Source organism: Amycolatopsis panacis (genome assembly GCF_003600245.1).
Taxonomy (GTDB): Bacteria; Actinomycetota; Actinomycetes; order Mycobacteriales; family Pseudonocardiaceae; genus Amycolatopsis; species Amycolatopsis sulphurea.
Genome location: NZ_QZFV01000142.1, coordinates 138,192 through 165,043, shown reverse-complemented (window position 1 = coordinate 165,043; position 26,852 = coordinate 138,192). Strand labels below are relative to the sequence as shown.

The following is a 26,852-nucleotide window of genomic DNA, read 5'->3' as shown; positions in this document are numbered from 1 at the left end:
ACGCTAGCCTGCACGGGTGCACAACGCGTTTTCCCGATCGCGGCGAGCCGTCACCACTGCTCTTGCCGCCGGTCTCCTCGCCGTCGCCACGCCCGCCGTTTTCGCGATGCCCGCGCAGGCCCAGCAGTGCGCCGGCCAGAGCGCACCACCGCCGCCCGTGGACACTTCGGAGCACCCGAAGCCCGGCCAGCCCGCGCCTGCCGCCCTGCCGGTGCCCGAGCAACCGGTCGGCGGACCGCGGCTCGGCGGCTGCGGCACGATCCTCCCAGACGGAGCGCCCGCGCTGCCGGCCGGCGACACCTCCGCTTCCTGGGTGCTGCAAGACCTCGACACCGGATCAGTGCTCGCCGCGAAGGACCCGCACGCCCGCGAACGGCCGGCGTCTCTGATCAAGACGCTGCTGGCCCTCGTCGTGGTCAGCGAGCTGAAGCCGGACCAGATTGTGGTGCCCACCAAGGAAGACGCCGAGCAGGAGTGCACCTGCGTCGGCATCGCCGCGGGCGGGCAGTACACCGTCGATCAGCTGCTGCACGGCCTGCTGATGCACTCGGGCAACGACGTCGCGCACGCATTCGCCACCGCCCTCGGCGGTGTGGACGGCGCGGTGACCAAGATGAACCAGATGGCCGCGCGCATCGGCGCCACCGACACCCGGGCGGCCACGCCGTCGGGTCTGGACGGGCCGGGCATGTCGACCTCGGCCTACGACCTGAGCCTGGTCTTCCACTACGCCATGAAGAAACCCGAGTTCGCGCAGGCGGTGGCGACAAAGTCGTACACCATCCCGGCGGCCGCGGGGAAGCCGGCGATCCCGGTGTTCAACGACAACAAGCTGCTCGGCGCCTATCCCGGATTCCTCGGCGGGAAAACCGGGTTCACCGACGACGCGCGGCACACCTATGTGGGTGGCGCCGAGCGCGACGGACATCGCCTCGCCATCGTGATACTGCGCGCCGAACAGCGGCCGACCCGCGTCGTCGACCAGGCGGCGAAGCTGCTCGACTACGGTTTCGGGCTGGAGAGCACGCAGGCCGCGCCGGTGGGAAAGATCGACTACCAGCCCGCCGCGACCGCTTCCGACGCGACCGATGCCCAGGGCAACGTGGCCCCGGCCTCCGGCGAAACGTCCGCGTCGGCCGAAAAGCCGGACGCGTTCGGTGTCACCGGCTGGGTGCTCACCTTGATCGTGGCGGCGGTCATCGTGGCCGGCTTGGTGATCGGGTACCAGCGCAAGCGCGTGCGAAGCTAGCCTTTGCGCCTGCCCAGCCAGCCGAGCAGCGCCCCGGCGCTGAACACCCCGGCCGTGGCACCGAGCCCGAGGCCACGCCGCACGGTGACGTCCGGGCGCAGCAGTACCGGCGCCGGCGGCTGCACCACCCGGCGCTGGTTCTCGCGTGCGGTGGCCGTCCACGCGGTGACCATCAGCAGGAACCGGGACACCAGGTTGGCGAACACCAGCAACCCGATCACCGGCCCGAAGATCGCCGCCGACGGAGAGTTGATCACGCTGGTGAGGTAGATCGACGCAACCTTCTGCAGGATCACGAATCCGACCGCCGCGAAGATCGCGCCTTTCACCGCGCTCCGCAGCCCCACGTGCTCCCGCGGCAGCCGCGCGATCACCCACAGGAAGACCAGTGTGTTCGCGACCAGCCCGAGCAGGATCGTCACGACCTGCAGCACGAACTTCGCCCAGGTCCGCTCCTCAAGGCCGACCAGTTCCAGCAGCAGCCTGCCAAGCCCACTGCCTGCCGCGGTGAGGCCGAACGAGACAATCAGGGCCAGCCCGAGCCCGATCAGCGCCAGCAGATCCTTGATCGTGGTGGCGACGAACGGCTGTGGCCGTTTCTCCTGACCCCACTGCGCGGTGAGCGCGTCCCGCAGGTTCACCATCCAGCCGACGCCGGAGTAGAGCGCCAGCAGCAGCCCGAGGATCCCGAGCCCGCTTCCGGAATCGAGTGCGCTGTCGGTGATGCCGTGCACCAGCGTCTGCAGGCCCGCCGGCACCGAGTCGTCGATCCCATGCTTGATTTGGCCGATCACCGTCTGGTTCTTCCCGAGCACCAGGCCCACGACCGCGAACGCGACCATGAGAATGGGGAACACCGACAGCACGCTGAAATAGGTGATGGCGGCGGCGTAGTGGTTGCCGTAGTGCTCGCCGAACGACTCGTTGGCCCGGATCAGGTGATCCAGCCACGCGTACCTGCGCCGCAGCCGGGCCAGCAGCTTTTCCTTGTCACCGGTCTGTTTCGCCACCGGGGAACGCTAACCACGCCCGCCGCCACCCGCCACTCGAATGGGCCGTTGTGGTTACTCCGCCTGGCGGATCAAGCTGGTTCAGCGCGCGGGAGGCAGGAATCCGATCCGCGCGTAGGTGTTCTCCAGCGTTGCGGTCGCGACCTCGCGGGCGCGCCGCGCCCCGGCGGCCAGCACCCGGTCCAGCTCCGCCACATCGTCCAAATAGGACTGAACCCGGTTCTGCAGCGGAGTCACCCACTCCACGAGCACCTCGGCCAGGTCCTTCTTCAGGTCGCCGTAGCCCTTGCCGTCGTAAGCCGCTTCGAGGTCGGGCACGGTGCGGTCGGTCAGCGCGGAGTAGATGCTGAGCAGATTCGAGACGCCGGCCTTCTCCTCCGGGTCGAACCGGATCTCCCGGCCAGTGTCGGTGACCGCGGAGCGGATCTTCTTCGCCGACCGCTTCGGGTCCTCCAGCAGCTCGATCAGCCCGTTCGCCGCCGACGCCGACTTGCTCATCTTGGCCGTCGGGTCCTGCAGATCGTAAATTTTCGCCGTGTCCTTGACGATGTGCGCCTCGGGCACGGTGAACGTCGGGCCGAACCGGTTGTTGAACCGCTGCGCGAGGTTGCGGGTGAGTTCGAGGTGCTGCCGCTGATCCTCGCCCACCGGCACCGCGTTCGCCTGGTACAGCAGGATGTCAGCGGCCTGCAGGATCGGGTAGGTGAACAGCCCGACACTCGCCCGGTCGGTGCCCTGCTTTGCGGCCTTGTCCTTGAACTGGGTCATCCGGCCGGCCTCCCCGAACCCGGTCTGGCATTCGAGCACCCAGCTCAGCTGCGCGTGCTCGGGCACGTGACTCTGCACGAACAACGCGCTCCGCGCCGGGTCGACCCCGATCGCGAGCAGCTGCGCGGCCGACCGGCGGGTGCGCTCCAGCAGCACCTTCGGCTCCTGCTCCACCGTGATCGCATGCAGGTCGACGACGCAGTAGAAGGTCTCGTGGGTGTCCTGCAGCCGCACCCACTGACGCAGCGCGCCGAGGTAGTTGCCGAGGTGAAAGGAGTCGGCGGTCGGCTGAATCCCGGAAAGCACCCGCAGGCGGCCGTTCTGTTCGTCGGACACGCCTGGATTCTTCCAGGGCCGGGATCGATGCCCCGCGCGAGGTCGGCGAAGCACCCGTTCAGGGCTGCTGAAGCGTGCTCAACGGCCGGGTCGGGTCCTCGGTCCCGGCATCGCCGTGCTGAGCGGCCCGGTGCGGCTTCGCGGCGTTCGCGCCCCGGGTACCGGCAGCCTTGGCGTTGGTCGCCCTGGCCGGGATCGCCCGGCCCGCTGAGAGCCTGGCCGCCGCAGCCGCCCTGCCCGCGACAGCGTTACGCGTCGGAATTCCCGCAGAGGAAACGGTCCTTGCCGAGGAGGCGGGTTCGACCGTGTGCGTTGGGGTTGTGGCGCTGCGTGACGGGGAGCCCGGTGTTGCGGCTGCGTGCGGCGCGGGGTCGACCGCGTGCTTTGAGCCATGACCCGACGACGCCTTGTCCGACGCGTCATCAGCCGGAGTGAGGTCGTGGGCCGCCATGCTGACCCCGCCCTGCGCGCTCTGGTCAGCTTCACCGAAGGACGGGTCCGCAGCGGCGACGTCGACGGCCTCAGCCACACCAAGGCCTGCTTCGGCCTGCGTTTTGGCGCGCGCCTTGCGTCGCTGCCGCACCACACCGAGCGTCATGCCGACGACCCCGAGCGCGACCGCGACCAGCCCGACCGGGCCGAGCATTCCGAACCCGGCCGAAGTGACCGTCTCTTGGGAAACGTCGTCATCCGCGAGTGCCGGTGCCGCGCCAGTCAGCAGCAGGACCGCCGGCATCCCGAACACCGCCGGGACCCGCGCCGAAGGCCGCAAGCGACGGGACCCCGCCGGACGGCCGTCGCGTAGCGCCGACCGAGTCAGGAGGTGGCCTGGGTTGCGCACCGGAGTGCCTCCCGCGAAGTGACTGTTCCCGACGGGCAGCTCACCCCTTTGGATGAGGCACCCGTGCGCTGCTGGTGAGAAAACTACCGAGCGTGTCAAGACCGGTCCGGTCCGATCAACTCGGGCGCCGAGACTAGCGCCCACACGGGGAGCGCCCATGGCCGCCCCCGCACTGAACCGCATCGCCGGTGGTCAGCGTTGCATTACGAGTCGATCACCAACCCAGCGCAGTCCCGCAACAAACCGCAGCCGCCGGACACCAGCCCGGCACGGCACGCCTGGGCCGACTCACCGTGACCCCCGTGCACGGCGACTAGCCGCCCCTCCGCCAACCACCCGACGCCACGCAGCCGGTCACCTCACCGACCGACAGCCGCCGCCCGCAACAGCGCAGGCAGATCCGGCCAACGCGCCCGTCGGCGGAATCCACGCTTCGTGGGCGACAGCCGAGCGAAACGCGGAAAAGCTCACCTGTTCAGCCCTCCCCACTCACTCAATGTCAGTTATTAACCAACTCAGCTGGTCTTTTCGCATCCTCTTCCCCGAAGGTGGTTCTCGCGTCCGGCCCAGTGGTCTATACCTCTGTGGTGTAGACCACTTGCCCGGGCGACCAAAGGAGCGAGCCCATGTCTCTGCGCAGGATTCTCACCGCGTTCGTGACCGGCACGGCAGCCGCGGTGGCGGTGCTCATACCGGGGGTCGCGCACGCGGCGCCGAACGCCGAATTCCCGGTGAGCGAGGACCAATTCAACCAGATGTTCCCTGGCCGGAACCAGTTCTACACCTACGCCGGACTGACCGACGCGCTCGGCGCATACCCCGGATTCGCCAACACCGGAAGCGATACTGTGAAAAAGCAAGAAGCCGCCGCGTTTTTGGCGAACGTGAGCCACGAAACCGGCGGCCTGGTGTACATAGTGGAGCAGAACACCGCGAACTACCCGCACTACTGCGACACCAGCCGGCCCTACGGCTGCCCGGCGGGCAACGACCAGTACTACGGCCGCGGCCCGATCCAGCTGAGCTGGAACTTCAACTACAAGGCGGCCGGTGACTCGCTCGGCATCGACCTGCTGAACAACCCGTCACTGGTCGCGCAGGACCCGGCTGTGTCCTGGAAAACCGGGCTCTGGTACTGGAACACCCAATCCGGCCCGGGCACGATGACCCCGCACGACGCCATGGTCGACGAACGCGGCTTCGGCGAAACCATCCGCAGTATCAACGGATCCATCGAATGCAACGGCGGCAACCCGGCCCAGGTGCAAAGCCGCGTCGACGCCTACACGAGGTTCGCCGGCATCCTCGGCGTCGACCCGGGCGGCAACCTCAGCTGCTGACCGCATACCGGACTCTCCCCCCTCCCCCAGCTGTCCCCCCGGCCCCTGCCGGGGGGACAGTTACGTTGCCGGGCAACAGAAAGCACCCGCCTCAGCGCGGGAACGGCACATCGTAGGTCGCCGTGACCGGGGCATGGTCGGACCACCGCCGGTCGTAGGACTCGGCCCGCTCGACCGTCACCGCGGTGACCTTCTCGGCCAGGCCGGGGGTGGCCAGCTGGAGATCGATCCGCCAGCCGGAGTCGTTGTCGAAGGCCTTGCCGCGGTAGGACCACCAGGTGTACGGGCCGGGGCCGGTGGCGTCGAGCCTGCGTTGCACATCGGCGTAACCGGCCTCGTGGACCCGGCCAAGCCAGGCGCGTTCCTCCGGCAGGAAACCGGAGTTCTTCTGGTTGCCGCGCCAGTTCTTCAGGTCGATGGTGTCATGGGCGATGTTCCAGTCGCCCACCACGACGACCTCGCGCCCGGCCGCGGCGGCCTTCCCGCGCAGCTCGGCGAGGTAGGGCAGGAACGCGGCCATGAAGCGTTCCTTCTCCTCCTGCCGCTCGGTCCCGACCTCGCCGCTGGGCAGGTACAGGCTCGCCACGACCACCCCGGGCAGGTGCATTTCGAGATAGCGCCCGCTGTCCTCGAACTCCGGCTCACCGAACCCAATGCGCACTTCGTCCGGCTCGACCCGGCTGTAGAGCGATACCCCGTTGCGCCCCTTGACGGCCGACGGCGCGTGCGCGGCGAACCAGCCCGCGGGCTCGACAACCGAAGCGGGCAGCTGCGTGGCCTCGGCCCGCACTTCCTGGCACGCGACGACGTCGGCCTTCGTGGCGGCGAGCCATTCGACGAAGCCCTTTTTCACAGCGGCCCGCAGGCCGTTGACATTCACGGTGGAGACGGTCAGCACCCCGCGCACGCTACCCGGCGGGTACGACAATTCCCGCCGAGGCTCGGCGGTCGCCGATCGACCGCACCCGGTGCCGAAGCGCGGGCGGGCTGATCACCGGCGCGTCAGCACTTCGAGCCGTCCAGCGGCTTCAGGAACCCGTCGGCCACCCACTTGCCCTCGGCGAGTTTGCGGAATCCGTTCTGCACCACCGGTTGCGCGTTGAATTTGGCACCGTTCAAGTACTTCCCGACGATCTTCCCGTCGCCTGCCGGGGTTTCGCGGGCGTTCAGCACGTCCGCGGTCACCGACATCGTGCATCCGGTCGGGGCCCCCTGCGCGTCGGCCTCGCCCTTCTGGTTGACCACGTAGAAAATGAAGACCACTACGGCGGCCCCGATGATGATCAGTACCTTCTTCGGCAAACCCAGGATCACAGCAGCTCCTCAGTCGCGAAACGGTTACCAGGGTAGAGACCCCGGGCCCGCGCAGACAGAGGTGCGCGCACAGACCACCCGGTGGCGGGAACGACCGTCACCGGGGGATGACGCACAGTCATCGAATGGCGAAGGGCACCTCGGAAGACTCCTCCGAGGTGCCCTTCTGCCGGGAAAACCCTGCCGAAGATCAGCCCTGCGCGACCTTCTTGGCCAGGTTCGTGTCCAGCGTCGCGAGGAACTCCTCGGTCGTCTGCCACGGCTGGTCCTTGCCGACCAGCAGCGCGAGGTCCTTGGTCATCTTGCCGCTCTCGACGGTGTCGATCACGACCCGCTCCAGCTTGTTCGCGAAGCCGATCAGCTCCGAGTTGGAGTCGAGCTTGCCGCGGTGCTCGAGGCCGCGGGTCCACGCGTAGATCGAGGCGATCGGGTTCGTGGAGGTCGGCTTGCCCTGCTGGTGCTGGCGGTAGTGCCGGGTCACCGTGCCGTGCGCGGCTTCCGCCTCGACGGTCTTGCCGTCCGGTGTACGCAGCACCGAGGTCATCAGGCCGAGCGAGCCGAAGCCCTGCGCCACGGTGTCGGACTGCACGTCACCGTCGTAGTTCTTGCAAGCCCAGACGTACCCGCCCTCCCACTTGAGCGCCGCGGCGACCATGTCGTCGATGAGCCGGTGCTCGTAGGTCAGGCCCTTGGCGTCGAAGTCGGACTTGTACTCCGCCTCGAAGATCTCCTGGAACACGTCCTTGAACATGCCGTCGTAGGCCTTGAGGATGGTGTTCTTGGTGGAGAGGTAGACCGGCATCCCGCGGTCGAGGCCGTACTGCAGCGACGCGCGCGCGAAGTCCTCGATCGACTTGCGGTAGTTGTACATCCCCATGGCGACGCCGCCGCCCTCCGGGTACTGCGCGACCTCGAACTCCATCGGCGCGGACCCGTCGGCCGGGGTGTAGGTCATGGTCACCGTGCCCGGGCCGGGGACCTTGAAGTCGGTGGCCTTGTACTGGTCGCCGTGCGCGTGCCGGCCGATGATGATCGGCTTGGTCCAGCCCGGTACCAGCCGCGGCACGTTCGCCATGATGATCGGCTCGCGGAACACCACGCCGCCGAGGATGTTGCGGATGGTCCCGTTCGGGCTCCGCCACATCTTCTTCAGGCCGAACTCCTCTACCCGGGCCTCGTCCGGGGTGATGGTGGCGCACTTGACGCCGACGCCGTGGCGCTTGATGGCGTTCGCCGAGTCGATGGTGATCTGGTCGTCGGTGCGGTCCCGCTCCTCGATGCCCAGGTCGTAGTAGTCCAGGTCGATGTCCAGGTACGGGTGGATCAGCTTGTCCTTGATGAACTGCCAGATGATTCGGGTCATCTCGTCGCCGTCGAGTTCGACGACGGTGCCCTGGACTTTGATCTTGGCCATGAGCAGCGGTGCTCCTTCCGCGGATCTCTTCGCGTTCGACTCTCTTCGGTAGCGGTACAAGCGTACTGCTAAACAGAGCCGGGTGGTTCCAGAAGTGGTCGGCGTCAAGTCTCCACCCACCTCAGGCCGTCCCGGCGACCGGGCACGGACCGCGAGGATTCGCGGAACCGGGCGAACCCGGCGACCATCCCATCGCCGGATCAGTCACCCCCGGGAGGTCACCCCATGTCCGTTCCCCCGCCGTATTCCACCTTTTCGCCCACAGTCGTGCCACCAGCGAGCCGGACGGGCGCACGAGTGCTGAGCGGGCTGGCCGGCCTCGTCCTCACCCCTGTCGCGCTCGGCCTGCTCGGCTACGGCGGTTACCGGCAGCAGAACGTGCTGTCCACCTACGCGGCGCACAGTGACGCCGTCAGCGTGGTCCTGCTGGTCGCAGGCGCGCTGCTGCTGCTCGCGGTGGCCACGCTCGGCGCGTGGTCCTCGGCCGGGCCGCTGCTGGGCGGGTTGCTGTGGGGAGTGCTACCCGGCCTCGTCACGCTCGCCATGCCGCAGTGGGGGCTGGAGCTGCTGAACCTCGTGCCGTGGGGCCAGCTGCGCTTCGGCGTGGCCACCTGGCTGTTCACCGGCGCCCTGTTCGGTTGCGGATTCCTGCTGGTCGGCACCGGCCTGGCCGGTTCACTGGTGCGCCGCCGCCGGGAGCCACACGCCCGGTGAGAACATTTGCAGATGGGATTGTTCACCGTGGCGGAGGCCCGCGCCGAACTCGCCCGGCTGCGCCCGGTGCTCGACGAGCTCGTCCGGATCCGGGCGGACGCCGCCGAGCTGGCCGCTTCGCTGCGGCCCGGCGGACGGGACACCGAACTCGGCGGCCTGCCCGAGTGGAAGGCCGCGCAGGCCCGGCTCGACGACCTGATGGCCGCGGTGCAGGCCACCGGCGCGGAGCTGAAGGGGTTCGCGCCACTGCTGGTGGACTTCCCGGCCACCCTCGGCGACGACGACGTCCTGCTGTGCTGGATCGAGGGCGACGATGAGCTGAGCTGGTATCACCGGGTCGATCTCGGCTTCGCCGGTCGACGCCCGCTGCCGTGAAAATCGCTGGTCAGCGGCACTAAGGTGGGCGGGTGAGCGAACTGTTCGACACCCACGCCCCCGGTTACGACGCAGACAGCTTCCACCCGCTCGTGGCGGACACCCTGGTGGACGGCCTGTCCCGCGGCCCTTCGCTGCTCGTTGACGTCGCCACCGGCACCGGCGCCGCAGCGTTCGCCGCACTGCGCCTCAATCCGGCGGCAGTGCTCGCGGTGGACTTCTCCCCCGCGATGATCAAGCAGGCACGCCAAAAGGCCGCGCGGCTCGACCCCGAGGGACGGATCTCCTGGCAGGTCGCCCCCGCGGTACCACTCCCCCTCGACGACGCTTCGGCGGACGCCGTGGTGTGCGCGTCCGCTTTGCATTTCCTTGGCGCGGCCGCACTCGCCGACTGGCGCCGCGTCCTGCGTCCCGGTGGGCGGCTGGCGTTCAGCATCTCGCTGGCGCAACGGCTCCGGCGAGACGGCGCGTTCGGCGAACTGATGCCTCGAGACCTCGCGTTGCCGTCCACTGCCGAAGAGGCCGCCGCGCTGGCCACCGATGCCGGTTTCCACGCGGCGACGGCACACCTGGTGACGTCCCACGACGGCGACCGCGTCCGGGAGGTCTTCGCGGTTTTCGCCGAGGGATGACGCTGCCAAGGTGACCCCGTCACGCCCGGGCCGGACGTGAGATCCTGGACCACATGCTGCGTGAACTGCACCTGACCGGCGAACCGGCGGCGGACAAGCTGCTCAACGAGGACCCGTTCGCCCTGCTCGTCGGCATGCTGCTGGATCAGCAATATCCGATGGAGCACGCGTTCGCCGGCCCGCGCAAGATCGCCGACCGGATGGACGGCTTCTCCCTCTCGAAGATCGCCGAGGCCGATCTCGAGACGTTCGTCGAGCTGTGCGTCACGCCGCCGGCCATCCACCGGTACGGCGGCTCGATGGCCTACCGGGTGCACGCGCTCGCCCAGCACATCATCGAGAACTACGACGGCAATCCAGAAGGCATCTGGCTGTCCGGCCGCCCCAAGCCGGACGGCCCCGAAGTCCTCAAGCGACTCAGGGCCCTGCCCGGCTTCGGCGAGCAGAAGGCCAAGATCTTCCTTGCGCTGCTCGGCAAGCAGCGCGGCGTCCAGCCGAAGGGCTGGCGCGAAACCGCCGGCTCGTATGGCGAACGCGGGTCCCGGCGGTCCATCGCGGATGTGACCAATGCCGGCACGCTCGCGGAGGTGCGCGCGTTCAAGAAGGCCGCGAAGGCAGCTGCGAAGGGGTGAGCGGGCTGTTTCAGCGGTTCGAGACGCAACACACAATCGGTGCACCTCGGACCGGACGTGGCCTACGAATACGGACTCACGCCGGAACAAGTCGAAGCATTGTGCCGGGCGACCCGTGCCGCATGAGCTCTTTCTCGACCGAGGCTCGGTCGGCGGCTGGCAGAAGATCTGACCGCGCTCGGCCGGACGGTGCACCGAGCGGCGAAGCACTTCCGGATGACGCGCAAAACGTTGCTGGCTCGCTTACGGCCTGATCCGAGGGTGGTCCCTTTGCAAAGACGGGCGAATCAAAGGACGCGATGCAGAGCGCACGCCTTTGCAGACCTACAACGGAGTTCTCTTCTACCTTGACAATCAGCGGCTCCGGGTCGCCGAGATGGTCGAACGTTTCGAACAACACCGCGAAGCGATCCACCGAGCAGTCGTTCGCGGCGGCCCTCGCGCATACGCCGTAGGAGTCCGGGAGCCGCGCTCCACCTGGCCGTAACTGCCGGGCGCAGATCCGGGCGGGCCGGTCCGGGCCCGCCCGCGACGCACGGCTACGCGGGCAATCGGGTGCCCCCGTCGTGCTCCGGGGGAAGGTTGCGAAGGCCCTTCACGGACTTCCGCCCCAGGGTCTTGGACCGGTTTCGGGCGAGAGCCGACCGCAACCTGTTAGGCGACGGAGCGTCGGCGTACCCCGCATCCGCCGGGTGGAGCTTGCGAACCTACGTCAGCGAACCAAGTCCGGCGATCACGTCCGCGGGTGCGGGTGCGTTCCCGGGGTCTGCCAGGCATTGCATCATCAGGCCCAGCAACAGAGCCATCGGGATCGGTCCACCGAGGCCGGCCCGCCCATGGTCCAGCATGGCTACGAAGTCCTTGTGCACCTCGGGAGACCGCTGAGCTTCGACCGAGGCTTCGAGCAAGGCCACCCACAGCGCCCGGTGCGTCGTGAAGGTGCCGATCAGCACCGGCCAGCGTTGCGCCGGTTCCTCCGCAAGACGGTCGGCGATCTCGGCACCGAGTTCGTCAAGAGCCTGTCCCAGCGCTCGGGTGAGCAGCATGTCACGGGAACCGAAGTGGTACCCGATAGCGGCGTGGTTGACCCCGGCCGCCTCGGCGATGTCCCGCACTGTCGTGTGCGCCCAGCCCCGCTCGACCAAGCACTGTTTGGCTCCGGCCAGCAAGGCCTCCCGGTTCCCCATCAGCCGATCGTACATGGATTATCCATATGGATGATCCAACCGGATAAACTGTGATACGGTGAGAGTATGACCAAGAACGAGAAGGTCCTGATCTCCGGCGCGAGCGTCGGCGGGCCTGCGCTCGCCTATTTCCTGCACCACAGCGGCTACGACGTAACTGTCGTCGAGCGCGCTTCGGCCCGGCGGACCGGCGGCCTTGCGGTGGGCTTCAGTGATCCGGTGTTCGACGTGCTGGCCGAGATGAACATCCTTGACCAGCTCCGTGCGCACGACACCAAGATGGGCAGCACCGCCGTGGTGGACACGAACGGAACCGAAATCGGTCAGCTCCCGACCGAAACGTTCTCCGGTGTCCTCGAGGTGCCCAAGCGAGAACTGACCCGGCTCCTGCACAAGATCACCGCCGACGACGTGGAATACGTTTTCGACGACTCGATCACCAAGCTGACCCAGCACCCGTCCGGCGTATCAGTAGAGTTCGAGAACCGCCCGGACGAAGAGTTCGACCTGGTGTTCGGCGCGGACGGACTGCACTCGAAGGTTCGCCGGCTGGCCTTTGCCGAGTCGGCAATCACCGTGTCCCACCTCGGTATTTCCACCGGGTGCTTCACCACCGACAACTACCTCGGCCTCAATCACAGCTCCGTTCTGCGGCCGATCGACGGAACCGCAGTCTTGCTGTTCAACGACAACGAACCGGACCAGCTCAACGTGAGCCTGTCCTTTCGCACCGATTCCCCGTACCTGGATCGGTCTACTCGGGACGAGCAGGAAGAGGCCGTTCGCGCCGCGTTCGCCGGACATGAATGGGAAGTACCCCGGCTGCTGAAGGTGATGCCGGATGCCGGCGACTGGTACTTCTTCTCGTGCTGCCAAGTCAACGCAGACACGTGGTCGAGCGGACGAGTCGCGCTCGTCGGTGACGCCGGCTACTGTGCGGCACCCACCAGCGGCAGGGGCACCTCACAAGCATTGCTCGGCGCACGTACGCTCGCCCGGGCGCTGGCCGCATCGAGCGGCGACTACGAGACCGCTTTCGCAGTCTACGAAGCTGAAATGCGCCCTTACGTCGCCGCCAGCCAGGAAAAGGGCCGGCTGGCCGCGGCACAGATCAGCGGCCACACCGACGCGGCGACGAAACTGCAGGAGCTGGAAGGCTAGTACGGCAGCCGCAGTGTGTGATCTAGCGGCGTGTCGTGATCGTGAAGGCGGCCACCGGGTGATCGACTTCAAGGTGTGTTGGATCTCGAAGAGGACGCGGTGGCCGCGTCATGGACAGTAGCCGATGATCGTCTTGCCCGCTGGCGGGCCGGGTTCGATGACGTGTTCGCGCTGGTGGCGGGGCGTTTCGCGCATGCGGGCTCACGTCGGCGGGCTCGGATGTATGTGCTGGGACTGCGGTCGGGGGCGGAGCGGAAGAACTCATGGACGATCGCTGAGCAGGCCGGCGACCTGTGCCCGGACGGTATGCAACGGTTGCTGAACTTCTACCGCTGGGACGCCGACGCGGTGCGCGACGATCTGCGCGGCCATGTACTGGCCCACCTCGGCGACCGCAGCGGGTTCGTGGTGGCCGACGAGACCGGATTCCTGAAGAAGGGCACCACATCCGCCGGGGTGCAGCGGCAATATTCCGGCACCGCCGGACGGATCGAGAACTGTCAGCTCGGCGTGTTCCTGACCTACGTGCCGGTCAAGGGACGCGCGTTGATCGACCGTGAGCTGTATGTCCCGGCGTCCTGGACCGAGGACCCGCAACGTTGCCGGGAAGCCGGAATCGACGACACTGCCGAGTTCGCGACCAAACCCCAGCTCGCCCAGCAGATGCTGGAACGACTGCTCGGCACCGGCTCCGACCTCGAATGGTTCACCGCCGACGAGGCCTACGGCGACAACCCCGGCCTGCGAACCTGGTGCGAACAGGCCGGCCTCAACTACGTCATGGCCATCTCCTGCGACCACCGCTTCGACACCCCGGCCGGGACGATGCGCGCCGACGCACTGGCCGCCGCCGCACCGCGCAAGGGCTGGCAACGCCTCTCAGCCGGTGTCGGCAGCAAAGGGCAGGGGAACGGAGTCCCTGCTAGAACGGTGTCGACCAAGATCAACCGTTAGCAAGAACTCCGTTGGATACGCAGTCCGTCATCACCCGCACCAGGGTCGTGGCCGGGGGCCGGTTCGCCCCCGGTCATCTTGGTGAACTCACCCAACACGTTCCGTTCGAGATGGTCGATGAAGCGCTGGCCGCGACGAAGACCACCCAGTCCCGCCTGCGTGACGGCCTTGAGGCTAGCCAGGCAACGGACGGCGGACTCGCGGAAACCAGGACCCAGTTTTCCAGGTTTCCGCGAGCGTGCCGGGTGGCCCATCCGGCACCTGGTCGACTCGGCTCACCCGCGCGCACCACACCACGTCCGGTTCCCCTCGGGGTACGCGATCTCCACCATCGCCACCTCCGCGAACCCGCCGCGCAGCCGGGGTCGTGAAATCCGGCGAGCTCCCGCGCTCCACACCGCCAAGACGCCGCCCGGCAGCAGTAACCGCGAAGTGCTCCGCGCGCTCGCCGACCCGGTCCGCCTCGCGATGGTCCGGCAGCTGGCGCACACAGAGACGGAGATTTCCTGCGGCGGCTTCGAGGTGCCGGTGACGAAATTTACACTCACCCACCACCTCGCGATCCTGCGGCAGGCCGGAGTGATCACCGGACGCCAGGTCGGCACCACTCGCTACAACACTTTGCGCCGCAACGATCTCGACGCACTGTTCCCCGGCCTGCTCGACGGCGTGCTCGCGGCACCTCGGTAACGCGTGGCGGGCCTCACCCGAGTACCGGGATGACAAGGTCGCCCCTCGTGGGTTGAACTGGAACGCGCAGACAGCACGACGGCGACGGGGCCGCCCGGCTGTCTTGTTTTTTGGCCCTTTACTAAAGCGCTTCAGAACCGGGCGCAGACCCCGGCTGAACACCCCGAGTCTCCCCAGGAAGGAGAGCCGTGCCCCGCGCATTGCTCGCACTCGCCGTCGGTGCCTTCGGCATCGGCACCACCGAGTTCGTGATGATGGGTGTGCTGCCCCAAGCCGCCGAGGACTTCCACATCGACATCCCTTCCGCCGGCTACTTCATCTCCGCCTACGCGCTGGGCGTGGTGATCGGCGCACCGCTGCTGACCGCACTGGCCGTGCGGCTCCCCCGCAAAACCATGCTGCTGGCCATGATGGGCCTGTTCACCGTCGGCAACGGCCTGTTCGCGCTGTCGCCGAACCAGGAGTTCGGCGTCGCGTTCCGGTTCCTCGCCGGGCTGCCGCACGGCGCGTTCTTCGGGGCGGGCGCGGTGGTCGCGTCGAGCCTGGCCCGGCCGGGCGAGCGAGCCAAGGCGGTGTCCATGATGTTCATGGGCCTGACCATGGCGAACGTCGTCGGCGTGCCGCTCGGCACGCTGCTGGGCCAGCAGTACGGCTGGCGGGTCACGTTCGGTCTGGTCGCGCTCATCGGGCTGGTGGCCATCGCGACGATCGCCAAACTGGTGCCGCACCAGGGCCGTCCGGCCGAGCCTTCGCTGCGCGGCGAACTCGGTGCGTTCCGCCGTCCGCAAGTGTGGCTTGCGCTGGCCATCGTCATGTTCGGCCTCGGCGGCGTGTTCGCCTGCATGTCCTACATCGCGCCGATGCTCACCGATGTCGCCGGGTATTCGCCGTCGAACGTGACCGTGCTGCTTTCACTCGCCGGCGTGGGCATGACGCTCGGAAACTTCCTCGGCGGACGGCTCGCCGACAAGGCGCTGATGCCCAGCCTGTACATCGCGCTACTGGCACTGGCCACCGCGCTGGCGATCTTCACGGTCACCGCGCAGGGCAAGGTCGGCGCGGCGATCACGATCTTCTTCGTGGGCGTCGCGGGCTTCATGATCGGCCCGATGATGCAGGCGCGGATCATGGAGAAGGCGGGCGGCACGCCGTCGCTCGTCTCCGCGGCGGTGCAGTCGGCCTTCAACATCGCCAATTCGATCGGCGCCTACCTCGGCGGCCTGGTGATCGCCGGCGGGCTGGGGCTGCTCGCACCCAACTGGGTCGGCGCGCTGCTGGCCGTGCTCGGGGTGTCCATCGCCGCGGTGTCGGGCCTGCTGGACCGGCGCGAGGCCGCGCGGGAACTCGCCCCGGCCACCTGAGAACTCAGGAGGACGAGTCGAGGGGGCCGCCCGTGATGGTGAGGGCGATGTAGAGGACCGCGGCGCACAACAAGCCGTACGTCACCAGGTCGACGGTCTTGCTGCGGATCGCGAGCAGCCCCACCTTCTCGACCGGCAGCACCGCGCGCGCCACGCCTGCCACGAGCAGGGCCACGCCGACCAGCACGGCCCCCTCACGCCAGTGGTACTGGAAGGCCCGCTCCACGGCGACAAGGAGCAGCACGAGCACAGCCGCGAACGGCACGTGGACGGTCCACTCGCGACCGCCACGCTGCCGTTCGCCGGGCATCGCCGTCACCCCGCGACCGTGCGTTCCGCGGCCTCGACCACGTTGCTGACCAGCATCGCCCGCGTCATCGGGCCGACCCCGCCGGGGTTCGGCGAGAGCCAGCCGGCGACCTCGGCCACCGCCGGGTCCACGTCGCCGGTGAGCTTGCCGCCGACGTGCGAGACCCCGACGTCGAGCACGGCCGCGCCCGGCCGCACCATGTCCGGTTTGATGATCCCGGGCACGCCCGCGGCGGCGATCACGATGTCCGCGCGGCGAGTCTCCGCGGCAAGATCGCGGGTACCGGTGTGACAGAGCGTGACGGTGGCATTTTCACTACGGCGGGTGAGCAACAGACCGAGCGTTCGACCGACCGTGATCCCACGACCGACCACAGTCACCTGCGCGCCGGCGAGCGGCACGTCGTGCCGTTTGAGCAGTTCGATGATCCCGTACGGGGTACACGGCAGGGCGCCCGGCTCGCCGAGCACGAGCCGGCCGAGGCTGATCGGGGCGAGACCGTCCGCGTCCTTCGCCGGGGAAATACGCTCCAGCACGCGGTTGGCGTCGAGGTTCCTGGGCAGCGGGAGCTGGACGAGGTAGCCGTGGCAGGCCGGGTCGGCGTTCAGCTCGTCGATGACGGCTTCCAGCTTCTCCTGCGAGATGTCCGCGGGCAGATCGCGGCGGATCGAATTGACCCCGATCTTCGCGCTGTCGGCGTGCTTCATCTTCACGTACGAGTGCGAGCCGGGGTCGTCGCCGACCAGCACGGTGCCGAGGCCGGGCGTCACGCCCTGCTCGGCAAGTGCGGCCACCCGCGGGCGCAGCTCCGCGAAAATGGCGTTTTTGGTGGCCTTGCCGTCCAGAATCTTCGCCGTCACGACTGTCATCTTCGCAGCGTCAGGGAAGACTGCACACTTGTGGGGTTCCCTACGCTGCGTACCGGACACACCACCCGATCGGCGCGCGCGTCCTCCCCTGCCCGAGGGTCGCCCGGGCCTAGACTCCTGGCACTCCACCGCATCACCCACCCGGGCGTGTGACCTCCGCCATATCGCGTAGTACGAGGTCAGCGGGTCCGTGACTCCGTCCGTGGGTGGCAAATGCCCTATGCGGGGTGCGTCCGCGCGCGCGAACAGTCAAAATGAGCCTGTGGCACAACCGACAACGCAGCTGAATGCGACCGAGCAGGACACACTGGTCAAGCAGATCGGGCTGGCCCTGCTGCGCGCCGCCCCGCGCGACTGGCGCAAGGTCTCCGCGGAGTACCGCGCCGTCGGCAGGTACCACGAGCTGACCGGCGAGATCCGGCTCGAGGACGGCTCCGTGCAGGAGTGGATGGCCACGCACGACATCGCGACGCTGTTCGGCAAGCTGCGCGCCGGGATGTACCGGGACGGCCGCGGCACCTGGTTCAACGCGCGCTACCAGCTCGACCACCCGTCCAGCTACAACCTCGAATACAACCGCGACGAGCCGCAGTGGGACCTCGCGCCGCCGCCGCAGGCCTACTCCGACGAGCTGCGCACGTTCCCGCGCACCGAGGAGAACGTGCCGGAGTGGCTGATCCGCAGGCTGTCCGGCCTCGGCCCGCAACAGCCCGGCCCGCACTTCCGCATCGCCCGTATCTTCGACACCAGCGGCCCGGCGGGCCGGCCGGTGCTCAACCGCCCCGACCTCGACGTCGCCGAGCAGGACCGGCTGCTGGACTACCTCGACCACGCCCCGGTGGTGGTCCAGGACCGCGGCTACGACATCGACCGGCTCGCGCAGACCCCGGAGGCCACCGTCCCGGTCGCCTTCCACAGCGACGGCGAGTGGATCTGGCCCGCCGCGGTGAACTTCTACCTGCGCACCTACGGGGTCTCCCCGGAAGCGGATCTGGTCGACCACATCCGGGCCAACGGCTTCCAGCTCCCCCCGGTAGACGAGTCCACCCTGCAGGGCGCGGCCGGGTACCTGACCCGGGGCAATCAGCCGCCGCCGCAGCGCCCCGCGCCGCCCCGGCAGCCCGGTGCCGCGGCGACGGGCGGACCGGCTCCCGCCGACCAGCACGGTTACGACGAGCGCGGCGACTACCACGACGCGAACGGTTACGGCGACGAGTTCGATGGTGGCGGGCGGGAACGTGCCGATCGGCTGGGCGGCCCGGACATGGTGAACGGGCTCGGCGGTCCCGATGGACCTGGTGGTGCGAACGGGCCGGGCAGGCCGAACGGTGCCGGTGGGCCTGGTCCGGGTGCCCCAGTTCGGCTGGGTGAGCATGGTGGTCCGGGCGGCATGAACGGTCCCGGTGGTATGGGTGGCCAAGGCGGTCCGGGTGGGCCGGTGGGTCTCAGCGGACCCGGGCGGCCGGACGGTCCCGGTCATCAAGGTGGCCCTGGACGGCCGGACAGCCCGGAGGGTCCCGGTGGTTTCGGCGGGCCGGACGGCCCCGGCGGCCAAAGTGGACCGGGTGGCCTCGGCAACCAAGGCGGACCAGGCGGCCACAACGGTCCCGGCGGTATCGGTGATCAAGGCGGCCACACCGGTCCCGGGCGAGCAGACGGCCCCGGTCAAGGTGGGCCGGACGGTCCCGGCCTCCAGAGTGGACCAATCGGCCTCGGCAACCAAGGCGTTCCCGGCGAACCGACCGGCCAAAGTGGACCGGACGGGCTCAGCGGGCCGGGCGGCCAGAGCGGTCCGGGACGACCGGACGGCCCGGGTAATCAAGGTGCCCCCGGACGGCAGAGCGGCCCCAGTGGTCCCGGCGGGCCGGGTGCTGCCGCAGGGCCGGACGGCCCAGGCGGTGGGCCGAGCGATCCCGGCGAGCCGACGAGCCCGGGTGGGCCCAGGATCCCTGCCGCAGCAGGCGCTTCCGGCGGTGGGCGGCCGGACGACTCCGGGCAGCAAGGCGGTTCCGGGCACGGCGGTATCGCCGCGATCGGCGGGCTGGCCGCGGGAGTGGCCGCCGGATTCGGTGGACACTCCGGCGAGGACGCCCCCGGCGCGGAGCAGGACGAGGCCGTTACCGATGCGGAATCCGGCCGCTCGCCGGAGCGCGCGTACAGCGAGCACGGCGCGCAGGCAGCCGACCCGGCCGCCCTCGATGCTGGTCCGGACCAGCATCGCCACGACGACTACGCCGACGACCACGAAGCGGGCCGACGCCGCGCCGAGCCGGACTTCGGCGAGTACGAGGACGGCTACCAGCAACAGGGCGAGCCGTACCAGTCCTACCGTGAGCAGGGCCGGCAGTTCCACGAGCAAGATCAGCCTTATCACGAGCAAGAGGTGTACGGCGACGAGTTCGAAGACCGCTTCCGCGCTGAGGAGCCCTATTACGAAGAGTCGGGCCGCAACGGCACCCCGCCGGTGCCCGAGGCCGAGCAGACCGCGCTGTACGCACCGGTAAGCGACACCCCGGACGCTCCGTACGAGCCCGTCGAGGCGGAGCACCGCGAGGAGCCGGTCCTCTTCACCCACAGCAACGAGCCCGAACAGCACGACGACGAGCTGTACACGCACGCCGACCGCGCGCCGGAGCAAGCCGGTTATTCCGACCAGCTGCACGACGAGTCCGAGTTCGACTCGGGCCCGCCGACCGCGACGATCATGCCCGGCTCGGAGCTGCCCGGCGCGGTGCCGGTGGATCAGCCGTTCCCGCTCACCCCGACGTCACGACCGGAGCCGGAGCCCGGCCCGCGCCAGTCCGGTGGACGTCGGGTGTTGCGGGAGCTGCCCGCAGAGCCGGCGCTGGCCGGTCTGCAGTCCAAATTGGACGAGCTGAACGTGCCCGAGAACGCATACGGGCTCGGTACGGCCACCGAACGCGGCTGGAGCGTGGAGCAGGTCGGCGAAGGCTGGCGCGTCGGCTGGTACGACGGCGAACTGGTCAACCCCGCGGTGTTCGGTGACGCCGAGGACGCCGCCGCGTTCATGCTCGGCAAGGTACTGCTGCACCCGGACGGGCATGTGCCCGCCGAGCCGGCCCCGATGCCCGTGTCGGTGTCGGAGCCCGAGACGATCGCCGACGCACCGAAGCCGCCGGTGGTGGCGACGCTGTCGCCGGAGGTGGCCACCGGTTCGTTCCCGATCCGGCCGCGGGAGACCGTGCCGCCGCAGGAGCAGACCGCGTTCACCCCCGCCGACCAGCTGCTGGCCGACGACGAGCCACCTGTCCGGCAGGCGCCGCCGACCGCTCCGCCCACGCAGATCGCCACCCCGGTACGCCGGGAACCGCCGCCCCCCGCACCACGGGCGAACGGCGTACGCGCCGCGACCGGCGGTGGTGGCGGCGGGAACCAGTGGCCGATCTCGCCGCTGGGTGGGGAACCGCCGTTGACCCTGTTCCGTGGCAAGGAGCTGCGGGAGTTGCCCGCGGGCAGTGAACTGGACCGGTTCGGCGGCCCGAACGGCAACCTGACCTACGCCGCGGGCACGCCGTTCGCGGAACGGTCACTGGTCCCGGAGTGGATCACCCGCCCCTACCACGTTTACCGGGTGCAGCGTCCGCTGGAGGCGCTGGCCGGTGTGGCGATCCCCTGGTTCAACCAGCCCGGCGGCGGGTCGGCGTACCTGCTGCCCGCGAGCATCGAGGAACTCGTCGCCGAAGGCGATCTGGTCGAACTCGATCCGGGCGACCCGCCCATCGACTGACCCCAAGGGGCCGGATGGGCGGCTTCCCCTGCCCATCCGGCCCACCAGCAGGGCTGTGAAGGGCACCTTCACGGACGCTGAGGCTGTGAAGGGACCCTTCACAGCCTTCAGGCTGGGTGTACGGGCGACGGCGGACGCTGCCAGGGCGCGCCTCGGGGCGGGCTACTTCACCACCAGGCCGTGCGCGGCGGCGAATCCGGCGGCCAGGTCGAGGTCCACGCGGGCGTCGCGGAGGTCGGCCTGGCGCAGGCCGTTCGCGTCGATCAGCGCGCCCCGCAGGTCGGCGCCGGAGAGTTTCGTGCCGATCATCCGGGCGCCGGTCAGATCGGTTCCGCGTAGGTCGGAATCCGTCAGGTCGGCCTCGGTCAGGTTCGCTTCCCGCAGTCGCAGTCCGGAGAGGTCCAGTTTTCGCAGCCGTCCACGGGCGAACGCGGCCAGCGACAGATCGCATTCGGTGAGTGCGATCCCGGTGAATCGGCAGTCTGCAAAGGACGAACCGAGCAGGGAGCACGCCGACCATCGGCTCTCCGCGAGCACGGCGCGGTCGAAGGTGCAGGAGCGGAACGCGGACGCGTCGTGCCGGGAGCGCGCCAGGTCGGCCTTCGTGAAGTCGCAGCCGTCGAACGTGCAGCCCCGGGTACGCACGTCCCGCAGGTCCGCCTCGGTGAAGTCGCAGCCGGTGAACTGGCGTTTTTCCCACCACTGCCCGGAAAGTTGCGCCTCGCGGTAGTCCTCGCCGGTCTCGGTCACGCGGACAGGATGACATCCGCGTGGCGCCGGCCGGTGCGACGGGGGTCGGTTGGGCTCACCGGAAGTCCCGGGATCTCATGGTGACCCGCATCGGCAGCGGCTCCAGCTTGAGTGCCCGCACGCTCGCCACGCCGTCGGCCGATTCGAGCACCCCCCGGACCAGCAGCGCCGGACTGGCCCTGGCGATCCGATGGAACCGCTGCCACAGGCCGAGTGTGCAGATCACGTTGACCATGCCGGTCTCGTCCTCCAGGTTGAGGAACGTGATCCCGCCCGCGGTCGCCGGTCGCTGGCGGTGCGTGACCGCGCCGCCGACGAGCACTTGCACGCCGTCGGGCAGCGAAAGCAGCCGGTCGGCGGTGACCACCCCGAGCGCGTCCAGCCGGTCGCGGATGAACTCGGTCGGGAAGTGCCCCGGCGAGATCCCGGTGGCCCACACATCGGCGGCGGCGACGTCGAGCCCGTCCATGCCCGGCAGCATCGGCGCGTCGACTCCGGTCCCGGTGCCGGGCAGCTTCTCCGGCCGGTCCTGCGCCACCGCACCCGCCGACCACAGCGCCTGCCGCCGGTCGGGCACCAGCGCACCGAACGCGCCCGCGGTCGCCAGCGCCTCCAGCTGCGGCGTGGTGAGCCGCACCCGGCGGCCGAGGTCGGACATGCTCTCGTACGGGCCGTTCGCGACGCGCTCGGTCACGATCTGCTCCGCGAGCGTCTCGCCGACCGTGCGGACGGTGCCGAGACCGTTCCGCACGGCGTGGAGCTTTCCTTTGTCCGGCAACGGTTCCAGCGTGGCATGTGCCAGGCTGCGGTTGATGTCCGGGCCGAGCACGGTGACCCCGTGCCGTCGCGCGTCGGCCACCAGCGATTGCGGTGAGTAGAAACCCATCGGCTGCGCGCGCAACAGCCCCGCACAGAACGCATCCGGGTGGTAGTACTTGAAATACGCGCTCGAAAACACCAGATGCGCGAAGCTCAGGGCGTGGCTTTCCGGGAAACCGAAATTCGCGAACGCCTTGAGCTTGTGGAAGATCTTCTCCGCCAGCTCCGGCGTCACCCCGTTCGCCACCGCACCGTCGAGGAACCGTTGCCGGAGCCGGGCCATCTTCCGCTCCGACCGCTTCGATCCCATGGCGTGCCGCAGCTGATCGGCCTCCGCGGCGGTGAAATCCGCGACATCCTGGGAAATCTGCATCATCTGTTCCTGGAACAGTGACACGCCCAGCGTTCTGTCCAGTGCGTTCTTCAGCAGCGGATGGTCGTGCTCCCACTTCTCCCGCTCCTGCTTGCGGCGAATGTAGGGATGCACCGAACCACCCTGGATCGGACCGGGCCGGATCAGCGCGACTTCCACTGCCAGATCGTAGAAGCTCTTCGGCCGCAACCGGGGCAAGGTGGCCAGCTGCGCCCGGCTCTCCACCTGGAACACGCCGATCGCGTCGGCCCGGCCCAGCATTTCGTAGATCCGCGCATCGGTGAGATCCAATTCGGCGAGGTCGATCTCCTCGCCCTTGTACTGGTGGACCAGCTCCACCATGTAACGCAGCGCGGAAAGCATGCCGAGCCCCAGCAGATCGAATTTCACCAGCCCGACCGTCGCACAGTCCTCCTTTTCCCACTGCAGGACACTGCGGTCGGCCATCCGCGCCCATTCCACCGGGCACACCTGGCTCACCGGCTCGCGGCACAGCACCATGCCGCCGGAGTGGATGCCGAGGTGACGCGGGAAGTCCTCCAGCGCGAACGCGAGCTGCACGACGTCCTCGGGGATGTCGTGATCGTGGTCTTTTTCCGTGCTGCGCAAAGCACCCCAGCGGTCGATCTGCTTGCTCCACGCATCCTGCTGACCGGGTGAGTAGCCCAGCGCGCGGGCGGCGTCCCGGATCGCCGAGCGGGCGCGGTAGGTGATCACGTTGGCGACCTGCGCGGCATTGAGCCTGCCGTGCTTGCGATAGACGTATTGGATCACCTCCTCCCGCCGATCGGATTCGATGTCGAGATCGATGTCCGGATAGCCGTCCCGCTCCGGGGCGAGGAACCGCTCGAAGAGCAGGTGGTATTTCATCGGGTCGACGTTCGTGATCCCGAGCGCGTAGCAGACCGCCGAGTTGGCCGCGGATCCCCTGCCCTGGCACAGGATCTCCTCCCTGCGGCAGAACCGCGAGATATCCCAGACGATCAGGAAATACCCGGGGAACCCGTGCTCTTCGATGATCGTCATCTCGTGCTGGATCTGGCGCCACACGTCGCCGGTCAGGTCTTTTGTCCCATAACGCTTCCGGAACCCTTTCTTGACCCGGTAACGCAGATAACTGGCCTCGGTCTCCCCCTCGGGCACGTCGTAGGGCGGCAACTCCGGACGGACCAGCTCCAGCCGAAAAGCGCATTCCATACCCAGCAGCGCGGACCGTTGCACCGCGCCCGGGTAACGCCGGAAGATCTCCGCCATTTCGTTGCCGGAACGCAGGAACGCGGTCCCGTCACTGGGCAGCCAGCCCTCCAGGTCGTCGATACCGCGCCGCGCCCGGATGGCCGCGACCGCGTCGGCGAGCCTGCCGCGTTCGGGACGCGCGTAGTGCGCGGCAGTGGTGGCGATGGTCGGCAGGTGAAGCTCGTCGGCCAACTCGGTGAGGAGGTCGTTGTGCGTGCTGTCGAGCGGCTGGCCGTGGTCGATCAGCTCGACGTACACCTGGTCGCGACCGAAGAGATCGACGAGCCGGCGAAGCTGGGCGAGCGCCGTGTCCGGCCCTTCCCGCACCAGCGCCGAACGCACGGAACCCTTGCGGCATCCGGTAAGCACGGCGCACTGCCCCGCGGTCTCCTCTGCAACCGCGGCCAGATCGTAGATCGGACGGCCCTTCTCCGCGCGTTCCCCGACCGGCACGTCAACGTCGTAGCCATGTAACTGGCCGGCGGTGATCGCGCGGCACAGGCTCCGGTAGCCGTCCTGGCCGCGGGCCAATAGCAGCAGATGCTCCCCCTCCGGGTCGGCGGCACCGTTCTGTGGCTGGGAAAGCCCGAAGCTCAGCTCCGTGCCGAACACCGTGGCGACGCCGAGTTCCTTCGCCGCTTCGGCGAACCGGACCACGCCGTACATTCCGTCGTGATCGGTGAGCGCGATCGCGTCGAGCCGCAGCCGCGCAGCCTCCTCCACCAGTTCCTCGGGATTGCTCACCCCGTCGAGAAAGCTGAACGTGGAATGACAGTGCAACTCGGCATAGGCCACCCGCGGCGGAGCCTCGAAATCACTCTGCGGCGCCGGCACATCGGCGGGCCGCCGGTACTCCGCACGTTTACGCCCCCAGGCCGGGCTGTCCCCGTGATCACCGGGCGGCAGCCCACCCGCCAAGGACCGGGCGAGATCCTTCCACGGAACCGGCGGATTGCTCCAGCTCATCGCTGAACGCCCCACGCCCCCGAAATCGGCCCGGCCATCAGTCGTACCACCCTTCCACCATCCACTGTGGACTTTCCGTGCCCGAGCACAGTGCGAGCACCGCTTCCCCAGGTGCGTCTCCTTCGCCGCCGAGCAGGAGTTGCAACCGGGCTTGGTGCGGGCCGGTGGCGCGGCGGCCCGAGGTGACCGGCCAAGGCCCGGCCCATGCGGTGATCCGGCGCGGCGGCCCGCCTGCCACGCGGAGCCGATGTGGCGGTGCAGTAAGCCTTTTGCGGGACGTGCAGCCGACCGGGCGGCCCTGCTCGTCTTCGACCTGGACCGGCAGCGGCGGGTCGAGCACCGTCGCCGGGGACGGCGAAGGCAGCCTGCCCGGCCAGGTGGCCTCCGGTGGGGTGACCGGTTCTCGCGAATCGCCCCACGGCACGAGCCGGATGCGGGCCGCGGGGTCCCGGCCGCCGTCGAACAACGGGGTGCACACCCCCTCCGGGCCGAGCAGGCCCTGTACCCGGGCGAACGCTCGGCCGGCCCGTTCGGCGGCCTCGTCCGTGTCCGCGCCCGAGGCGGGATCGCCGCCCCGCCACAGCCCGAGTTGCAGCGAACGGCCTTCGACCGTCTCCTCCGGTACCAGCTGTAACCGGGTGACCCCGGCGCTGGGCCGGGCGCCGGGCGCGGCCTGCAGCCAGCCTTCGAACTGCCAGCGCACCCGGTCGGCGACTCCTTGCGGGGTAAGGGGTTCCGCGCAGCGCCAGACCCGGCCGAGCTGTTCGCCGCGCTCGGTGGTGGCGTAGACGCCGAGCCGGGTGCAGGCCAGCCCGCGGGCGGCGAGCGTAGCGTGAAACCGGGCGCCGAGGCTCTTGGCGAGGAATGCGGCCACATCCACCCGGGCGAGCGGCGGATCGAACACTTCGGTGAGCGAAAGCTCCGGCGGCGGACGGCGGCGCAGCGGCGGCCGGTCGGACCGGCCGCGAGCCAGCCGGTGGGCGAGCACGCCGTCCCGCCCGAACCGTGCGGTCACATCCCGCTCGCCGAGTGCGGCGAACGCACCAAGCGTGCGCAAGCCGAGCCGGACGAGCAGGCCGACCAGCTCCGCCCGGTCGGCACCGGGCTGGTCCAGCTCGGTGATCGGCAGCGTGGCAAGGAATTCCGCCGCCTGCCCCGGTTCGACGAACACCCCGCGACGGGCCGCAAGGATGGCCGCGAACAGTCCTTCGGACACTCCGATCTGGCATTCCACCCCAGCGTCCGCAGCGACCCGGTCCAGCAGCCGCTCCGCGATCCTGTGCTCCCCACCGTAGTAGCCCGCCGCCCCCGCGACGGGCACCGCGAGCAGCCCCGGCCGTACCACTTCCAGCCCGACAACCAGATCTTCCACAGCCTGCGCAACATTCTCGAACAACCGCGCGTCCCGTCCGTCGTCCGCGGCGAAGACAGCCAGCCCGGGACACCGCGACTCCGCCTCCCGCCTCCGCAGCCCACGGCGTACCCCGCCCGCGCGTGCCGCTTCGGTGCACGCGACCACCCGGTTCGCCGAGAACACCGCAGCAGGCCCGGCCGGCGCCGCACCGGCCACGGCGATGGCAGCCACCGCGGGCCAGTCGGGACACCAGACCACGAGCATCCGCGCCGGTTCGTTCCGCACCGTCATCCGGCGGCTTCCACTTCGCGTCGAACGGCTTCCCCGGAACGCACAGCGCACCCTCGATGCCCGGGCAGCAGCACCGAAACCGAACACAGCCACACAGTCATCCGACGGCCACCCCTTCGCGCTGAACGACTTCCCCGGAACGTACGACGCACCCCGAG

Annotated in this window: 24 protein-coding genes; 12 read left to right on the top strand and 12 right to left on the bottom strand. The window is 69.2% G+C overall.

Going from position 1 to position 26,852, the window contains the following annotated elements:
- The first annotated feature begins 16 nt into the window (after positions 1 to 16).
- Positions 17 to 1,249, top strand: a complete 1,233-nt coding sequence (locus D5S19_RS30085) for a D-alanyl-D-alanine carboxypeptidase family protein (RefSeq protein ID WP_120026710.1) — start codon at positions 17 to 19, stop codon at positions 1,247 to 1,249.
- Here the strand turns inward: D5S19_RS30085 and D5S19_RS30080 are convergent.
- The 3 genes from D5S19_RS30080 to D5S19_RS34275 form a co-directional block, all read right to left on the bottom strand.
- Positions 1,246 to 2,259 (bottom strand): YhjD/YihY/BrkB family envelope integrity protein, encoded by a 1,014-nt coding sequence (locus D5S19_RS30080; RefSeq protein ID WP_120026709.1) that lies wholly within the window; start codon positions 2,257 to 2,259, stop codon positions 1,246 to 1,248. The two genes, D5S19_RS30085 and D5S19_RS30080, sit on opposite strands and share 4 nt — an antisense overlap.
- Positions 2,260 to 2,340: 81 nt before the next feature.
- Positions 2,341 to 3,363, bottom strand: a complete 1,023-nt coding sequence (trpS, locus tag D5S19_RS30075) for a tryptophan--tRNA ligase (protein ID WP_120026708.1) — start codon at positions 3,361 to 3,363, stop codon at positions 2,341 to 2,343.
- 58 nt (positions 3,364 to 3,421) lie between these two features.
- On the bottom strand, positions 3,422 to 4,099 hold the full coding sequence (locus D5S19_RS34275) for a hypothetical protein (RefSeq protein ID WP_120026707.1): 678 nt from the start codon (positions 4,097 to 4,099) through the stop codon (positions 3,422 to 3,424).
- Positions 4,100 to 4,830: 731 nt separating this feature from the next.
- Between D5S19_RS34275 and D5S19_RS30065 the strand changes: the two genes are divergently transcribed.
- Complete coding sequence (locus D5S19_RS30065) at positions 4,831 to 5,544, top strand: chitinase (protein ID WP_120026706.1); 714 nt, start codon at positions 4,831 to 4,833, stop codon at positions 5,542 to 5,544.
- A gap of 91 nt (positions 5,545 to 5,635) precedes the next feature.
- Here the strand turns inward: D5S19_RS30065 and D5S19_RS30060 are convergent, their stop codons facing one another.
- From D5S19_RS30060 to D5S19_RS30050, 3 genes are all read right to left on the bottom strand, one after another.
- Entirely contained in the window at positions 5,636 to 6,451 is an 816-nt protein-coding gene (locus D5S19_RS30060; RefSeq protein WP_120026705.1) for an exodeoxyribonuclease III, read from the bottom strand.
- Positions 6,452 to 6,546: 95 nt separating this feature from the next.
- Positions 6,547 to 6,858 (bottom strand): SH3 domain-containing protein, encoded by a 312-nt coding sequence (locus tag D5S19_RS30055; RefSeq protein ID WP_120026704.1) that lies wholly within the window; start codon positions 6,856 to 6,858, stop codon positions 6,547 to 6,549.
- A gap of 190 nt (positions 6,859 to 7,048) precedes the next feature.
- Entirely contained in the window at positions 7,049 to 8,272 is a 1,224-nt protein-coding gene (locus D5S19_RS30050) for an NADP-dependent isocitrate dehydrogenase (protein WP_120026703.1), read from the bottom strand.
- Positions 8,273 to 8,497: 225 nt separating this feature from the next.
- Between D5S19_RS30050 and D5S19_RS30045 the strand changes: the two genes are divergently transcribed.
- The 4 genes from D5S19_RS30045 to D5S19_RS30030 are packed head-to-tail and all read left to right on the top strand — an operon-like array spanning position 8,498 to position 10,625.
- Positions 8,498 to 8,986, top strand: a complete 489-nt coding sequence (locus tag D5S19_RS30045) for a hypothetical protein (protein ID WP_233574245.1) — start codon at positions 8,498 to 8,500, stop codon at positions 8,984 to 8,986.
- A gap of 12 nt (positions 8,987 to 8,998) precedes the next feature.
- Positions 8,999 to 9,361, top strand: coding sequence for a DUF2203 domain-containing protein (locus D5S19_RS30040; protein ID WP_120026702.1), 363 nt, complete (start codon positions 8,999 to 9,001; stop codon positions 9,359 to 9,361).
- Positions 9,362 to 9,393: 32 nt separating this feature from the next.
- Positions 9,394 to 9,993, top strand: coding sequence for a class I SAM-dependent methyltransferase (locus tag D5S19_RS30035; protein ID WP_120026701.1), 600 nt, complete (start codon positions 9,394 to 9,396; stop codon positions 9,991 to 9,993).
- A gap of 53 nt (positions 9,994 to 10,046) precedes the next feature.
- Positions 10,047 to 10,625, top strand: a complete 579-nt coding sequence (locus tag D5S19_RS30030; RefSeq protein ID WP_120026700.1) for an HhH-GPD-type base excision DNA repair protein — start codon at positions 10,047 to 10,049, stop codon at positions 10,623 to 10,625.
- Positions 10,626 to 11,332: 707 nt separating this feature from the next.
- Here D5S19_RS30030 and D5S19_RS30020 read toward each other — a convergent pair.
- Positions 11,333 to 11,812 carry a TetR/AcrR family transcriptional regulator gene (locus D5S19_RS30020; RefSeq protein WP_120026734.1) on the bottom strand — a complete coding sequence of 160 codons (480 nt, stop codon included), beginning with the start codon at positions 11,810 to 11,812 and terminating at the stop codon, positions 11,333 to 11,335.
- Positions 11,813 to 11,878: 66 nt separating this feature from the next.
- Between D5S19_RS30020 and D5S19_RS30015 the strand changes: the two genes are divergently transcribed.
- From D5S19_RS30015 to D5S19_RS29990, 5 genes are all read left to right on the top strand, one after another.
- Positions 11,879 to 12,973 (top strand): FAD-dependent monooxygenase, encoded by a 1,095-nt coding sequence (locus D5S19_RS30015; RefSeq protein ID WP_120026699.1) that lies wholly within the window; start codon positions 11,879 to 11,881, stop codon positions 12,971 to 12,973.
- A 75-nt stretch (positions 12,974 to 13,048) separates the two neighbouring features.
- Positions 13,049 to 13,927, top strand: a complete 879-nt coding sequence (locus D5S19_RS30010) for an IS701 family transposase (protein WP_120026698.1) — start codon at positions 13,049 to 13,051, stop codon at positions 13,925 to 13,927.
- Between the two features lie 47 nt (positions 13,928 to 13,974).
- Positions 13,975 to 14,298, top strand: coding sequence for a transposase domain-containing protein (locus tag D5S19_RS33675; protein ID WP_407641805.1), 324 nt, complete (start codon positions 13,975 to 13,977; stop codon positions 14,296 to 14,298).
- A 97-nt stretch (positions 14,299 to 14,395) separates the two neighbouring features.
- Positions 14,396 to 14,617: an ArsR/SmtB family transcription factor gene (locus tag D5S19_RS29995; RefSeq protein WP_120026697.1), complete on the top strand. Its 222-nt coding sequence runs from the start codon at positions 14,396 to 14,398 to the stop codon at positions 14,615 to 14,617.
- A 188-nt stretch (positions 14,618 to 14,805) separates the two neighbouring features.
- Positions 14,806 to 15,978 (top strand): MFS transporter, encoded by a 1,173-nt coding sequence (locus tag D5S19_RS29990; protein WP_120026696.1) that lies wholly within the window; start codon positions 14,806 to 14,808, stop codon positions 15,976 to 15,978.
- Positions 15,979 to 15,982: 4 nt separating this feature from the next.
- On the opposite strand, the gene D5S19_RS29985 is transcribed toward D5S19_RS29990, so the two are convergent.
- Both D5S19_RS29985 and D5S19_RS29980 read right to left on the bottom strand, forming a co-directional pair.
- Positions 15,983 to 16,288 carry a DUF3017 domain-containing protein gene (locus D5S19_RS29985; protein WP_120026733.1) on the bottom strand — a complete coding sequence of 102 codons (306 nt, stop codon included), beginning with the start codon at positions 16,286 to 16,288 and terminating at the stop codon, positions 15,983 to 15,985.
- 5 nt (positions 16,289 to 16,293) lie between these two features.
- Positions 16,294 to 17,157 carry a bifunctional methylenetetrahydrofolate dehydrogenase/methenyltetrahydrofolate cyclohydrolase gene (locus tag D5S19_RS29980; RefSeq protein WP_233574244.1) on the bottom strand — a complete coding sequence of 288 codons (864 nt, stop codon included), beginning with the start codon at positions 17,155 to 17,157 and terminating at the stop codon, positions 16,294 to 16,296.
- Positions 17,158 to 17,419: 262 nt separating this feature from the next.
- Here D5S19_RS29980 and D5S19_RS33940 point away from each other — a divergent pair, with 262 nt between their 5' ends.
- Positions 17,420 to 20,905, top strand: coding sequence for a TNT domain-containing protein (locus D5S19_RS33940; RefSeq protein WP_407641804.1), 3,486 nt, complete (start codon positions 17,420 to 17,422; stop codon positions 20,903 to 20,905).
- Positions 20,906 to 21,067: 162 nt separating this feature from the next.
- On the opposite strand, the gene D5S19_RS29965 is transcribed toward D5S19_RS33940, so the two are convergent.
- The 3 genes from D5S19_RS29965 to D5S19_RS29955 are packed head-to-tail and all read right to left on the bottom strand — an operon-like array spanning position 21,068 to position 26,694.
- Positions 21,068 to 21,655 (bottom strand): pentapeptide repeat-containing protein, encoded by a 588-nt coding sequence (locus tag D5S19_RS29965; protein ID WP_120026694.1) that lies wholly within the window; start codon positions 21,653 to 21,655, stop codon positions 21,068 to 21,070.
- 55 nt (positions 21,656 to 21,710) lie between these two features.
- Positions 21,711 to 25,049, bottom strand: a complete 3,339-nt coding sequence (locus D5S19_RS29960; RefSeq protein WP_120026693.1) for an error-prone DNA polymerase — start codon at positions 25,047 to 25,049, stop codon at positions 21,711 to 21,713.
- Between the two features lie 37 nt (positions 25,050 to 25,086).
- On the bottom strand, positions 25,087 to 26,694 hold the full coding sequence (locus tag D5S19_RS29955) for a DNA polymerase Y family protein (RefSeq protein WP_233574243.1): 1,608 nt from the start codon (positions 26,692 to 26,694) through the stop codon (positions 25,087 to 25,089).
- Positions 26,695 to 26,852: the final 158 nt, after the last annotated feature.

Excerpts from the sequence above, each read along its gene's own strand:
- D5S19_RS34275 (WP_120026707.1), bottom strand. The coding sequence starts at position 4,099 with ATGCCGGCGGTCCTGCTGCTGACTGGCGCGGCACCGGCACTCGCGGAT.
- D5S19_RS30065 (WP_120026706.1), top strand. The coding sequence starts at position 4,831 with ATGTCTCTGCGCAGGATTCTCACCGCGTTCGTGACCGGCACGGCAGCC.
- D5S19_RS30050 (WP_120026703.1), bottom strand. The coding sequence starts at position 8,272 with ATGGCCAAGATCAAAGTCCAGGGCACCGTCGTCGAACTCGACGGCGAC.
- D5S19_RS30045 (WP_233574245.1), top strand. The coding sequence starts at position 8,498 with ATGTCCGTTCCCCCGCCGTATTCCACCTTTTCGCCCACAGTCGTGCCA.
- D5S19_RS30040 (WP_120026702.1), top strand. The coding sequence starts at position 8,999 with ATGGGATTGTTCACCGTGGCGGAGGCCCGCGCCGAACTCGCCCGGCTG.
- D5S19_RS30030 (WP_120026700.1), top strand. The coding sequence starts at position 10,047 with ATGCTGCGTGAACTGCACCTGACCGGCGAACCGGCGGCGGACAAGCTG.
- D5S19_RS30020 (WP_120026734.1), bottom strand. The coding sequence starts at position 11,812 with ATGGGGAACCGGGAGGCCTTGCTGGCCGGAGCCAAACAGTGCTTGGTC.
- D5S19_RS30015 (WP_120026699.1), top strand. The coding sequence starts at position 11,879 with ATGACCAAGAACGAGAAGGTCCTGATCTCCGGCGCGAGCGTCGGCGGG.
- D5S19_RS29995 (WP_120026697.1), top strand. The coding sequence starts at position 14,396 with ATGGTCCGGCAGCTGGCGCACACAGAGACGGAGATTTCCTGCGGCGGC.
- D5S19_RS29985 (WP_120026733.1), bottom strand. The coding sequence starts at position 16,288 with ATGCCCGGCGAACGGCAGCGTGGCGGTCGCGAGTGGACCGTCCACGTG.
- D5S19_RS29980 (WP_233574244.1), bottom strand. The coding sequence starts at position 17,157 with ATGACAGTCGTGACGGCGAAGATTCTGGACGGCAAGGCCACCAAAAAC.
- D5S19_RS29960 (WP_120026693.1), bottom strand. The coding sequence starts at position 25,049 with ATGAGCTGGAGCAATCCGCCGGTTCCGTGGAAGGATCTCGCCCGGTCC.
- D5S19_RS29955 (WP_233574243.1), bottom strand. The coding sequence starts at position 26,694 with ATGACGGTGCGGAACGAACCGGCGCGGATGCTCGTGGTCTGGTGTCCC.